This window comes from Streptomyces sp. NPDC059582, from assembly GCF_042735715.1.
Taxonomy (GTDB): domain Bacteria; phylum Actinomycetota; class Actinomycetes; order Streptomycetales; family Streptomycetaceae; genus Streptomyces.
The window spans coordinates 49,362-61,862 of sequence record NZ_JBHWCC010000055.1; the positions used below are offsets into that span (position 1 = coordinate 49,362).

10 protein-coding genes and 2 pseudogenes are annotated in these 12,501 nt (G+C 66.5%); 7 read left to right on the top strand and 5 right to left on the bottom strand.

Annotated features, from left to right (window positions below):
• Positions 1-66 precede the first annotated feature (66 nt).
• Positions 67-279, top strand: a complete 213-nt coding sequence (locus tag ACFV0T_RS34165; protein ID WP_385787930.1) for a hypothetical protein — start codon at positions 67-69, stop codon at positions 277-279.
• A gap of 112 nt (positions 280-391) precedes the next feature.
• A pseudogene (locus ACFV0T_RS34170) lies at positions 392-1,039 on the top strand (IS256 family transposase); the annotation flags it as partial.
• A gap of 418 nt (positions 1,040-1,457) precedes the next feature.
• Here the strand turns inward: ACFV0T_RS34170 and ACFV0T_RS34175 are convergent.
• The 3 genes from ACFV0T_RS34175 to ACFV0T_RS34185 form a co-directional block, all read right to left on the bottom strand.
• Positions 1,458-2,177, bottom strand: coding sequence for a hypothetical protein (locus ACFV0T_RS34175; RefSeq protein WP_385787933.1), 720 nt, complete (start codon positions 2,175-2,177; stop codon positions 1,458-1,460).
• Positions 2,178-2,373: 196 nt separating this feature from the next.
• The gene (locus ACFV0T_RS34180) at positions 2,374-2,703 is read right to left on the bottom strand and encodes a hypothetical protein (protein WP_385787936.1); all 330 of its coding nucleotides are present in this window, start codon (positions 2,701-2,703) and stop codon (positions 2,374-2,376) included.
• A 244-nt stretch (positions 2,704-2,947) separates the two neighbouring features.
• Positions 2,948-3,628, bottom strand: a complete 681-nt coding sequence (locus tag ACFV0T_RS34185; RefSeq protein ID WP_385787939.1) for a transposase — start codon at positions 3,626-3,628, stop codon at positions 2,948-2,950.
• 581 nt (positions 3,629-4,209) lie between these two features.
• On the opposite strand from ACFV0T_RS34185, the gene ACFV0T_RS34190 reads away from it, so the two are divergent.
• Complete coding sequence (locus tag ACFV0T_RS34190) at positions 4,210-4,683, top strand: hypothetical protein (RefSeq protein ID WP_385787942.1); 474 nt, start codon at positions 4,210-4,212, stop codon at positions 4,681-4,683.
• An 80-nt stretch (positions 4,684-4,763) separates the two neighbouring features.
• A pseudogene (locus tag ACFV0T_RS34195) lies at positions 4,764-4,955 on the top strand (transposase); the annotation flags it as partial.
• Between the two features lie 34 nt (positions 4,956-4,989).
• On the opposite strand, the gene ACFV0T_RS34200 reads toward ACFV0T_RS34195, so the two are convergent.
• Positions 4,990-5,574: a hypothetical protein gene (locus tag ACFV0T_RS34200; protein WP_385787945.1), complete on the bottom strand. Its 585-nt coding sequence runs from the start codon at positions 5,572-5,574 to the stop codon at positions 4,990-4,992.
• 564 nt (positions 5,575-6,138) lie between these two features.
• Here ACFV0T_RS34200 and ACFV0T_RS34205 point away from each other — a divergent pair.
• The 3 genes from ACFV0T_RS34205 to ACFV0T_RS34215 all read left to right on the top strand — a co-directional run bounded on the left by ACFV0T_RS34205 (position 6,139) and on the right by ACFV0T_RS34215 (position 10,795).
• Entirely contained in the window at positions 6,139-8,439 is a 2,301-nt protein-coding gene (locus ACFV0T_RS34205) for a molybdopterin-dependent oxidoreductase (protein WP_385787965.1), read from the top strand.
• 134 nt (positions 8,440-8,573) lie between these two features.
• Entirely contained in the window at positions 8,574-9,125 is a 552-nt protein-coding gene (locus ACFV0T_RS34210) for an EF-hand domain-containing protein (RefSeq protein WP_385787948.1), read from the top strand.
• 1,193 nt (positions 9,126-10,318) lie between these two features.
• Positions 10,319-10,795, top strand: a complete 477-nt coding sequence (locus ACFV0T_RS34215) for a hypothetical protein (protein WP_385787951.1) — start codon at positions 10,319-10,321, stop codon at positions 10,793-10,795.
• A 1-nt stretch (position 10,796) separates the two neighbouring features.
• On the opposite strand, the gene ACFV0T_RS34220 is transcribed toward ACFV0T_RS34215, so the two are convergent.
• Complete coding sequence (locus ACFV0T_RS34220; protein WP_385787954.1) at positions 10,797-12,002, bottom strand: IS110 family transposase; 1,206 nt, start codon at positions 12,000-12,002, stop codon at positions 10,797-10,799.
• Positions 12,003-12,501: the final 499 nt, after the last annotated feature.

Here is a 12,501-nt window from a genome sequence, read left to right on the forward strand (position 1 = left end):
ATACGCCGTGCGTCCGTACAGCAGTACGCTCACCGGGGGTGTACGGCCTTGGTGCAGGGGGCGGCAGTGGACAGCAGGGCCAGCGGTGGCGGTCGTGTGGTACGGCGAGCCGTGGCGCTCGGCGCGGCCGTGCTGGCCGCGTCCGGTGTGCTGGCCCTCGCGGCGCCCGGCACCGCCCAGGCCGCCGCGGGCCGGCCCTGCGCCGGGCGCGAGGTGCGGACGCTGCCGTTCGGCACCGGCGTGGTCCACGTCGACAAGCGCGCGGTCACGGGTCGGTGAGAGGCGCACCCGGTTGCTTCCAGGTTTTGGGGTGCGCCTCTTGCTGTGTGATCGTCCGTGGCCCGGTGTCGGGCACACTGGTAGAGCCGATGTCCCAAGTGACGGAGACAGAGGCACCCGGGACATCCTCGGCATCTGGGCCGGCGACGGCGGCGAGGGAGCGAAGCACTGGCTGCACGTGTTCACCGAGCTCAAGAACCGTGGCCTGGACGACATGCTCATGCTGGTCTGTGACGGGCTCAAGGGTCTGCCCGAGGCCGTGGAAGCCGTCTGGCCTCGCACGATCGTCCAGACGTGTGTGGTGCACCTGCTGCGGAACTCGTTCCGTTACGCCGCCCGTCAGGACTGGGACAAGGTCGCCAAGGCTCTCAAGCCCGTCTACACCGCACCCGGCGAGGACGCAGCCACGGAACGCTTCCTGGAGTTCCGGGAGGCGTGGGGCCGGAAGTATCCGGCGATCGTGAAGCTGTGGTCCGACGCCTGGGCCGAGTTCGTGCCCTTCCTCTCCTTCGACGTCGAGATTCGCAAGGTTATCTGCAGCACGAACGCGATCGAGAGCGTCAACGCACGCATCCGCCGAGCTGTTCGCGCCCGCGGGCACTTCCCCAACGAGGCCGCCGCCCTCAAGCGCATCTACATGGCGCTGACGAGCCTGGACCCGACCGGGAAGGGCCGCAGGCGGTGGACCATGCGCTGGAAAGCACCCCTCAACGCGTTCCAGATCGCCTTCGAGGGACGCCTGACCCCAAGCAACAACTGACCATCAACAACCAAGATCAGCCGTTAAATTGACACACCCTTCCGGGGTATCCGAGGCCAGCGTGCCTGAAGGGCGGCCCGAACTACCGCCCTGAGCGGAGGCCACGCGAATTCACATGACAGTTGCGGGCCCTGCGATCATTGGCCGATGACCACGAGACCGGACATTCTCAGTCTGAGCATCGCGTGCCCTCCACCCGACGAGGGCGGCGTGGAGGTCCGCCCGATCGTCAATGGCCGGGATCTTCTAGCCGAGGTGGTCCCCGGCTGGCGTGCCTGCGTTCGACAGTGGATCGGGCCAGCTGCGCGTGGTGTAGCGGCGTTTACCTACAGATCCGACGTCCCGCAACGCAAAATGCCCCACCCCTCGGCGCCGGATCCGGGCCGAGAAGTGGGGCATTTGGTCTGCGTCGTTCCCGTCAGGATGTGGCGATACTGCCGCCCTGTATGTCGCTGAGGCGCTGTCCTGCCTGCTCGTCGGGGAAGTCCTCGTCGTAGATGGAGCTGGCTCGCCGCCAGATCCGGACGGCCCGCTCGTACCCCTCCTGCGCGTGCAGGCGTGCCCACAGGTCTGGGAAGTTGCGGCCAGTGCCGTCACCGTCGAGGTCGTCGCCAATCAGCGTGGCGAGCTGGTAAGGGTCTGTGGGCACCTGCGGGTCGGTGTAGCCAAGTCCGGGGATGTAGGGGTGCACGGTCACGGTGGTTTCGATCACGTGCTGAGTGCTGTGCCTCTGCTGGCGGAGGCTGGTGGTGATGGATGCGGCCTGGTGGAAGTAGTCGTAGGAGCCGAAGCGGATCTCAGGGAGGCGGGGACGGGCGAGGACGACGGCGTACCGCTCGTCTCCCCTTCGCAGCATCGCCGTGCGTGCCGGTCGGGGGTTCCAGGCCTGCGGGGTGAGGTTGTCGCGGAAGCGGAGCGGGTGGTCCCCGGCCCACGACGGTCCGGGGCGATAGGGCTGCTCTCCGCCATCCTCGGCGTCGGCGGCGGGGTCGGCCTGATGGGCGGCCTGTTCGTGGATCACGTGTCCTATCACTGGATCTTCTGGGCCGGCGCCGTAGGCGTAGGCCTGCGCCTGGCGGACGGTGGCGGCGAGCAGTTGCTCGATGCCGGGTGGGCGCTTAACCGCCCGGATGACCATGCGGTCCCGGGCGGTCAGGATGCGCAGACTCGGGTCGACGCGCGGGTCTCGAAATGCTGATGCCGATCTCGAAATCTCCTCAGTGTTGCTCTTCGTCCCAGTTGGTTCACGAAGTGAACCAACTGGGGAATGTGGGGAGCGGAAAGCAGAAGGACTCACCGATCGCATGTCGGTGAGTCCTTGAGTGCGGGGTGGGTCAGTGGGACGAGACGAACCCCGCTGACTGGTCGAGGTGGAAGGGTGAGCCGGGGTTCTCCGGCGTCCAGCCCTGGGTGAGAGCGATGCGGATGGTGTCAGCCACCTGGGATGGCAGGACTTGGCCGCTTGGTGTTCCGAACCAGTTGCTCGGATGCGGCTGGTTGGTAGTGATCACCAGTGTGGTGCCTGGATTATCCGCGTGTTCGACCGCGTAGGTCAGAGGCGAGTGGACGAGTCCCTGGTCGTAGGTCGGCCGTCTGCGCAGGCGCCATCGGTAGGTGGTGCCGTCCACGTTGATGAGCCGCGATCTCTTTTTGACCAGTGCCATGTCCTTTCCCATGTGACAGTAGTGAACGGCGACTGATCGTGTCCTGCTGATTCCCGTCGGACGGTGTCAGTTTCTGCGCATCGGGATCACGTCCCGACTTGCTGCTGGGATGGTCGGTCGCGCGGCCTCGGGAGTGGCCAGCAGGGCGACGATGGTGACGGACTTGTCGCAATGCGGGCAGTTGCGGACGGCTGTTGGCGCGAGCGGTGTCGGGTCGTGTGACGCTGGTGTCATCCGTTCGCCTTCAGAACGAGGCGAGTACGGCTCGTTCGAGGGCGATGACGTGTCCGGTGTCCCGGATGGTCTGCCCGGCTTCGTCCGGTGCCCGGCGGTGGTGGGCGATGACCGCGCGGCCGGTGGTGACCACGTGCGGGTCGTCCTCGCCGAGCCGGATTCGGACGGTGAGGTGTGCGCCGGTGAGTCCGGGCGGGACGGAGTAGTGGTTGCCTGCGAAGGAGACGAGTCCTTGGGGACTGACGACGCGGGTCTGCTCAAGCTCGGCAGGGAACGGGCGGGTCGGCAGTTCAAGCAGCGGCTCGGCTTCTGCCAGCGCGGCGACGGTGGTCGGGGCTCCGTCGAGTTCGCGTTTGCGGCTGTCCATCTGCACGGCCAGTTTGGCGATGCCGTTCTGGCCTGCCTCGATGCTGATGCCGTCAGGGACGGTTCGCCACCAGCGTTGGGCTGCCGAGTGGTTGGCCTTCTCGACGACGCCCTTGCGGTTGCCCCGGCGGGGCGGGCAGATGTCGACGCCAGTTCCGTAGTACTTCGCGACGGAACCGAAGGCCGGCAGGATCCGTCCGGTCGGCGGGTGGCAGACGGTGGCCATCCGGTCGAACCGCCACCTTCGGGTTGTTCCGCCCAGACGACGCAGCACGGCGTCGATGGATTGGATCAGGTGCGGGAAGGTCTCAGCCTCCGCGAGCACGGCCCGCCATCGTCCCGAGTGGGCCAGGGCACCGACGAGGAGATGCGCGTGGGCGCCGACGCCCCACTCAGCGGGCGGGTCGGGGAGCTCGACCCAGTCGAACTAAATCTCCTCGCCCGGGGGATGCGCGATGATCGCCACGTCACGGCCGCTCGAAGCCCGGCATGGTTCGCAGTGCGGACGTGCTTCGTATCTCCGCAGGGCCCGGGTGAAGGTGGAGTAACCGCCTGCATAGCCGAGTTCCGCCACCTCCTCGAACAGCGTCGAGGCCCACAAGTGGGGGTCGTCGCTGAGTCGTTGGCGGCAGTACTCCAAGAAGGGCATGAACGCGTCCGGCGCCTGACGTCGATGTCCGGAGACTCGCTCGCCATTCAGATATGCGCGGATCGTCTTGCGATCGTGCCCCAGGTGCCGGGCGATCGCCGAGATCTACTTGCCCTGACGACGCAGCGCGTGAGCATCCACGTCTTCCTCCCAAGTGAGCATCCAGGGCCCTTCAAGCAGGCCGAACTCCGTGCTCACGCAGGCTCTCCACGACACGCCGACGCGAGTTCGACACGCCGGAAAGGATCACGCAAAGGGTGGGGAGATCACCTGAGCAGGTTTGGCCATCTGAAGAGCGGCACCTGAGGAGATTCATAGAGCGCCATCAGCGCTCTCAGTCGATCCTGAACACCACCCCTGAAGGGGCGAATGCCCCGGAGGAGCTCGGCTCGGTTGACTCGCGCTGCATCGACGACACCGGCGACGCCTGGCTGTACGCCGCGCGCGTCTATGCCTTCCCCGGCTCCCGGCAGAAGGTCGTGGACTTCTACCGCACCACCGCCAAGGCGGACGGCTGGCAACTACAGCACGACCTCTCAGATCCAAGCACCCCCGAAACAACGGCGGGACTGTGCTTCACCAAAGGCGGGGACGGCGAAGCCCTCCTGCTGGTGGTCACCGCAGCGAGCATGCAGGACTCCATCGCCAGCAGCAGTCCGCTGAACGCCGTACCTGTCCGCAGCCAACGGGCCGCAGTACAGAATCCAAACGCCGACGGTGACCCTTCTTGAGTTGATGCCTGGTCAGCTACCGTTCGAGCGCGCGACGACGGCCACGCTGAGGAGAAGCATGAGAAGTCCCATGGTCAGGGAGATGCTGCCGCAGAGGCGGAAGAACCACCCACCGCATTGCCCGCAAGGGCATCGAGTCCCCGACCGGGGTGGGCCGTCACCGCTGGACCATCGAGCGCACCATGGCCTGGCTCGCCGGCTGCCGACGCCTCCACCGCCGCTACGAGCGCAAAGCGGAACACTTTCTCGCTTTCACGAGCATCGCCTGCGCTACCGCAGGCTCGTGCTCACCCGGAGCAGCGAGGCTCAGGTGTTGGCGGCGCCATAGTCCAGGACGTTGCCTTGTGGAAGCAGATATCCGATGTCCCGTGTCTGCGGCAACCTTCCTGCGAGCGTCGATGCGTCGGTGCAACCAGAGACCTCGAATCCGATGACCCCCAGGCTGAAGGAGGCGCTCTTGAAGGTTTCGGTCCCGATGGCAGCCAGCCATTCGTCCATCACGTCGGACCTGAAGAACGGCCGACCGTCCCAGTACGCAAGACCCGCGTGACCCAGCGCACCGACGGGGACGTAGAAGTCCAGCCAGTCGCCGCTTTCATCACCGCCGCGGATCGCCACACAACCGCACACGACCAGTTGGCCCGTCGGTAGACGCACCTGACCGCGGAGGTGGCCAAACTCGGTCAGTGAGCCAACCGTGCACGGCACGGGATCCTGCTCCTCAGGTTCACAGTCTCTCTGCCCGAAGCACCCGTGAACATCTGCGGCGGACCACAGAGCACTCAGGACGGCCTGAAGCTGGGCATCATCACTCGATCCGACCTCTATGGCCAGTTCGTAGTAGCCATCTGACCAGTTGGTCTGGTCCCGGAAGGCGGCAGGATTCGTCACGGCGTGATCATGCGGCAGAACCCGCTCCAATGCCACCCGCATTCAAGCGCGCGGCCATGCCAACTGAGATGACCTCTAAACCGACCCGACCCGATCACGCGGATCGCCGAGCCATGGAGGCGGCGACGCCCCTGTCCGAGGACGATCGCGGGTAGTTGCGTCACCCCAGCGGAACCACGCGATTGGTGGGAGTGGACTTCGGCATAAGGATCTCCGTAGTGATCGGAGACCCGGGTGTCGACTATGGTCGTCAGTTTTTGACCAACATGCGCCGGCTCCGGCACTCCAACCGTCCCTCGACCGACTTGGAGCGAGGTGGTCCAGGACCTTGACGCTGGTGTCGGACGACGGTCAGGTCGCGGTCGACAGAGGCGCTCCGGGCTCCGGTTGAGTGGCGGCGGTGGGAGTCGTGCGCACCGTCAGGATTGGGCAGCATCCGCCAGGGGGAGCCTGTGTCCTGCGGACCGCTGACTGACGCGGAACCCCTTTGGTGTTGGTGTAGCGGCCGTTGTTCGAGAGCCGGAGAAACTTCAGGGATGGAGTTGATGCACGGTGGAACGACGCATGCCGGTGGCGACGCACTGGGGCAGTTTCGTAGCCGTGGTCGATTCGGGTCAGCTGGTGCGCATTGAGCCCCGGGGTGATGACCCCGCGCCGTCGCCGATCGGCCCGGGCATGGTGACGGCTGCTGAGGACAGTGCGCGTGTGCTGCGTCCCGCGGTGCGCAAAGGGTGGCTCAATGGCTTGCCGCGCGCCGATGACACGGCCAGAGGTGCGGACGCCTTCGTAGAGGTCAGCTGGGACGACGCGCTCACGCTGGTGAGCGAGGAATTACGCCAAGTGCGCGCACAGCACGGGGACAGCGCGGTGTTCGGCGGCTCGTACGGCTGGGCCAGTGCGGGCGGCTTCCACAATGCGCAGGGTCAGCTCCAGCGGTTCCTGGCGTTGGGCGGGGGCTACACCGACTCGCGCAACACGTACAGCACCGCCGCTCTTGAGGTCATCCTTCCGCATGTGATCGGCGGGGCTCCGTGGAGCTACCAGTCCCGGATGCCGATGTGGGACGAGATCGCCGAGAGCTGTGAGCTCGTGGTGGCGTTCGGGGGGCTGGCTCTGAAGAACAGCCAGATCAACCCTGGCGGGCTGGCCCGGCACCAGACGCGGGATCTGCAGCGGAAGTGCCGTGAGGCCGGGGTGCGGTTCGTGAACGTCAGCCCGATCCGCAGTGACACCGCCGACTTCCTCGACGCCGAGTGGCTGCCGGTCATCCCCAACACCGACACCGCCTTGATGCTCGGCATCGCGCACACGATGCTGGTCAACGACTGGTACGACGAGGACTTCCTCACCCGCTGCTGCGAGGGGTTCGATCGCTTCGCCTCCTACCTGACCGGCGACGTGGACGGCGTCGTCAAGGACGCCGACTGGGCCGCGAGGATCACGGGCATCAGCCGCGACATGATCCCCGATCTCGCCCGCCGCCTGTCCACACAGCGTTCCCTCATCATGGTCAACTACGCCATACAACGGGCGGACCACGGTGAGCAGCCGATCTGGATGTCGGTCGTGCTGGCGGCCATGGCGGGTTCGCTGGGCCGGCCCGGCTGCGGCTGGGGCGCGGGCTACGCGACGATGGACGCGACCGGTGTTGCCCCGGGCCGCCCGTCTGTGGCGTCGATGCCGCGGGTGGCGAACCCTGTTGCGGACTTCATTCCGGTCGCCCGGATCGCCGACACCCTGCTGGAACCGGGCGCGACCATCGACTACGACGGTCAGCGACTGACCCTGCCGGACCTGCGCCTGATCTACTGGTGCGGAGGAAACCCCTTCCACCACCACCAGGACCTCCACCGCCTCACCCGAGCCTGGCAGCGCCCGGACACGGTGGTGGTCCATGAAGCCTGGTGGAACACCACGGCGAAGTTCGCCGACATCGTGCTTCCCGTCGCGACCAGCCTGGAGCGTGACGACTTCGCGGCGGGGTTCTCCGACCCTCACCTCGTCGCGATGCCGAAGGTCCGTGAGCCGGCCGGCGAGGCACGCACCGACCACCAGATCTTCGCCGCTTTGGCTGCCCGGCTCGGCTATGAGCGCGAGTTCACCCAGGCGCGTTCCGAGATCGAATGGGTCCGGCACCTCTACGTCCAGACACGGGCGAACCTCGGCGACGACGCGGCCCTGCCAGACTTCGACGACTTCTGGCAACGCGCCTCCGGTGTCGAACTGCCGGCACTCAGCGGGCCGTTTCCTGGCAGCTTCGAAGCACTGCGCTCCGATCCGCAGCGCTTCCCCCTGACGACGCCGTCGGGCCGGATCGAGATATTCTCCGAGGAGATCGACTCGTTCGGCTACGACGACTGCACCGGACATCCGACGTGGTTCGAACCCGTGGAGTGGCTTCGCGCCGACCTGGCGGACCGCTTCCCGCTGCACCTGATCTCGAATCAGCCTGCCTCACGGCTGCACAGCCAGTACGACAACGGTGGCCACAGCCTCAAGTCAAAGATCCACGGCCGCGAGCCCGTAACGATCAACCCGCAAGACGCGGCATCGCGCGGTATCGAGAACGGCATGATCGTGCGCGTCTTCAACGACCGAGGCAGCTGCCTGGCGGGCGCGATCCTGTCGGACACCGTTATGCCCGGCGTCATCCAGCTGTCCACCGGAGCGTGGTGGGACCCGGCCCAGCCGGGCCGGAGCGGAACCTTGGACCGCCACGGCAACCCGAACACCCTCACCGGGGACCGCGGGTGCTCGCGTCTGTCCCAGGGACCCAGTGCGCACAGTGCCCTCGTCGACGTCGAGGTGTACGACGGGCCGGTCGAGGAGGTACTCGCCTTCACACCACCACACCTCGAACACTGAAACGAAGCCAACTCGACGACGGGGGAGTTTGCCGTGTTCACCCTCGTCGGGCGCCCGGTCGGCAGGTCCGACCGGCGCCCAGCCTCCACTCGGACGCTTGCGTCGCCGTAACTGCGTGAATACGGTGCGCAGTCATGACTGCACTTCAAGATCTCAAGTATGGCCAGTGGTTCAGGGGCGCCGATGTCGACGGCGACGGGTTCATTACCCAGCACGACGTCCGCAAGATGAGCGAGCGCTACATCAGCGCCCGCGAGACCACCCCTGATGCCGAGACCGTCCGCCGGCTCACCGAGGGGATGGACCAGTTCTGGTCGAACGTCATCGCCCCGATGGATCAGGACGGTGACGGGAAGGTCGATGTGCGGGAGATGACCGAAGGCTTCAAGAGTGTCCTGACCGACCGCGCGCTCTACCCGCAGCAGATTGCGCCGGTCACCAACTGCTTCTTCGACCTCGTCGACCTCAACGGAGACGGCAAGATCGACCAGGCCGAGTTCCAGCAGATGTTCGACTCGGTCGCCGCCGTCCCCGGCGAGGACTGCGCCGCCGTTTTCGCCGCTCTGGACCTCGATGGTTCCGGCGGACTGGACCGTGACGAGTTCCACCAGGCACTCGAAGAGTTCTTCTACGGCAACGACCCCGACGCTCCCGCCAACCACATCTTCGGCAAGGTAACCGCCTGACAGTCCCCGGATACGCCCCCGGACCCGCGCTTATGCCAGGGCCTGCCCCCTGGCCAGCTGCCGCGCGGCGGCGTGGGTCGCGTAGCACCTCAGAGCGTCGGGTGTGGGGTTGGAGGACCATGGACCGCACCCTGCAGGGCAGCCCGCCGCCACAGTGCGCACGCTGCCCCCCGGCGGACGCCGGACTCCGAGATCCGTCTGCGACAACAGATCGTCAAGCTCAAAGAACTCCGAGCCAAGGACGCTGCAGAGTTGCGCGCGGCAGCTGGCCAGGGGGCAGGCCCCCTGCCTGGCGTGGAGCATGACCGGCGGAGAGCTGACGTTGGGGGCGGTACGGGGCGTCACCACCCGAAGGCAATCCGAAGAGGCCAGTTACCGCCGGACGGGTGTAGGCCGAACAGCCCACCGAACAACTTATAGGCCAAACAGACGAATCACACCTAATTCCTGATAGACCCCCACCCGGCTGTCTGCAAGCACTTCGTTGGGCACCACCACACCCGCGGTTCGCGGCGCCATGACGTACCAAGTTGATCTGGCTCCACCGCTATGACAAAGGCAGTCCAGGCCAGAGTCACAAGGACCTGCGCAGATGGTGTCCCGCCATGTGGTGTAGGGGATCTTGGCGGGGAAGTGCGCCGTTTCTGATCCCTCTCGTGCTTCGGCTGCCGGTGAATGCTCCCTCAGAACTGGGCAGGCCACCGTGCAACTGTCCTTGGTGAACGGCCAGTTCAATCCAAGGAGCACACGGTGGCCTTGTCCCAGTATGACCTACTTCGCCTGCTTGAGTCACTACGTTCAGCGGCCGCTGCCCGACCTATATAGAGCTACGGATCAGAAGGTGCCCGTGCCCCATGCGTGCCCGATGCCGCGGGCACCTGCGGGGAGCACCGGGGAGTCTCGGAGTCTGACGGGCGCTCAGTCGGACTGCCGCCGGGGCTGGGATGCTGCAGGGCGGCTGGTCAGGGTGTCGGGGTGGGTGTCGCCCAGGACCTGCTCGTACTGGGCGAGGGTGGCCTCGTACAGGGCCATGGCGCGGCCCAGATCCCCCGACGACGCGGGGGTGTTCTGCTGCTCATGATTGCCTATTGCAACAGGACGGAGTCCTCCCCGCCGACGCGGGGGGTGCCCCTATGTCTTTGGTCAACGGAAACGAGGGTGCGTCGGGGTAGGGAGCCGGGCAGCATGGCGGGGTGGCTGATCTGCTGTGGGATGACGTGAGTTCTTTCTTCGACCCGGACTCGATGGGGTCGCTGCCGGACGTGCGTGTCCCGGATGTCTCGGTGGAGGGCTGGCAGGCGGTCCTTGATCTTGTTGCGGAGAAGGGCTGGAAGTGCGAGTACTCGGAGGGAGAGACGGTGCTTCCGGTGCCCCGGGCGGAGGTCGTGTTGTCCCGCCCGGTGGATGCCGAGTGTCCGAACCTGCGGGTCTGGCCGACTGCCGATGTGCTGGCGATCTTCCGCTTCCTTGACGACGAGGTCGTTGACTTCGATGTCGATCTGCGGGAGTTGCAGGGGCAGGAGCGACTCGATGTGTTGTGCGGCTTTCTCCGGGAGATCGGGCGGCGGTTGGGCAGACCGGTGCTGATGGACGGCGAGGGCGCCTATGGCCATGCGATCCTCGGCTTCGATGTCGAGACTGATCGAGTCGTCCTTCTCATGGAGCCGTAGGTCAGGCGGCCGAGCCCGATTGCTGAGGTTCGTAGAAGGTGCCGTCTCGGAGCATGGCGAAGAGGACGTCGGCTCGGCGTCTGGCGAGGCAGAGCAGGGCCTGGGTGTGGTGTTTGCCCTGGGCGATCTTCTTGTCGTAGTAGGCACGCGATGCCGGGTCGGCCAGGGCGGCAAACGCAGAGAGAAAGAAAGCCCGTTTGAGCTGCTTGTTTTTTCTCCTGGAGGGCTGTTCGCCACGGATCGACGACCCTGAACTGCGGGTTGCCGGGGAGAGACCGGCGTAGGCGGCGAGGTGGCCAGCGGTCGGGAAGGTGCTGCCGTCGCCTACCTCGATCAGGATCCTGGCTCCGGTCCTGACGCCGATTCCCGGCATGGACGTCAGGACCTTCGAAAGAGCGTGAGCCTCCAAGAGTTCCTCGATCCGACCGGCCAGGAGTTTGCGCTGGTCAAGGACTGCGGTCAGGGATCCGGCTGTGCTCGGGACGATCAGCGCGGCTGCCTCGGTGCCCGGAACGGTGACGGTCTGCTCGTCCAGGGCGGTGAAGATCTCCTCGACCAGCCGCTCGGCCGTCCTCGGCGCCTTCGGCCGTAACAACGTGACCAGCCGCCGCCGTCCAGCCTTGCGGATCTGAGCCGGTGAACCGAACCGCTCCAGCAAGGCCAGCACCGTCGGGTGCTGCAGCCGTGGACCCAGCACCCGTTCCAGCGAAGGGTGGATCTGGGTCAGCAGGCCGTGGAGCCAGTTCGCGACCCTGGTGGCCTCTCCAGCGAGGTCGTCGTCGAACCCGACGATCATCTCCAGCTCGGCGATGGTCTCGTCCTCGCCGTCGATCGTCCGCAGCGTGTGAGGCATCGCGCGGGCGGCATCCGCGATGATGAACGCGTCCTTCGCGTCTGTCTTGGCCTCGCCCGGGTAGAGGTCGGCGATCCGCCGCATCGTGAGACCTGGAAGGTAGGCCACGGGGCAGCCCATGTCTCTCGCAACGGCCAGCGGCAGGGCCCCGATCGAGGCCGGCTGGTCGACCACGACCAGCACCGTCCCGTGCTTGGCCTGGAGTTTCGCGAACAGTTCGCGGAGCCTGGGTTCGGTGTTGGGCAGGCGCTTGTCGAAGGCCTTCTTTCCCGCCGGGGTGACGGCGGTGGCGTGGTGTTCGCCTTTGCCGACGTCCAGGCCGAGGAAGACGTCGATGTCGCCGGTGTCGATCACGTGCAGGCCCCTCCATCACGCTTTCGTCCGGCCTTGCCAGGGCACCGAGCTGCCACATCCACGTTACGGAGAGCTCTTCCGGCCTTGGGTGAAGCCGGCGCTCAAGCCCTTCATCAGCGGTCCGTCGATGCCTCCGGGCCAGGTGACACCACCCCCGGATCATCAACAACAGGAGGGGGAAGTCATGCCGGACCCGAAGGCCGGAGGCCCCATTGCGGAGCCACGAAAAAGGTAACGGGGGGCCGTCGGGCGGCTGGGGACCATCCCCGCGGGTGCGGTCCACCCGCCGACGCGGGGGTGTACGACTCCGAGCGGTGTGAAGTCTGCGGCCGCCGCCTGGCTGCTGGGCCGGGATGAGCAGGCCGCATCGAAAAGGGCTCGTGCCCGACCGAAGACGGGCACGAGCCCTGTGGCTGTGCGGTGCTGGGTCTTCTGGCTGCTATTGCAGGTAGGCGATGCCGTCGGTGGTGACGGTGGGGCGCCCGCTCGTCGCGCTGAC

Coding starts and splice junctions, on each gene's coding strand:
- ACFV0T_RS34175 (WP_385787933.1), bottom strand. CDS start 2,177: ATGGTCATCCGGGCGGTTAAGCGCCCACCCGGCATCGAGCAACTGCTC.
- ACFV0T_RS34180 (WP_385787936.1), bottom strand. CDS start 2,703: ATGGCACTGGTCAAAAAGAGATCGCGGCTCATCAACGTGGACGGCACC.
- ACFV0T_RS34205 (WP_385787965.1), top strand. CDS start 6,139: ATGCCGGTGGCGACGCACTGGGGCAGTTTCGTAGCCGTGGTCGATTCG.
- ACFV0T_RS34210 (WP_385787948.1), top strand. CDS start 8,574: ATGACTGCACTTCAAGATCTCAAGTATGGCCAGTGGTTCAGGGGCGCC.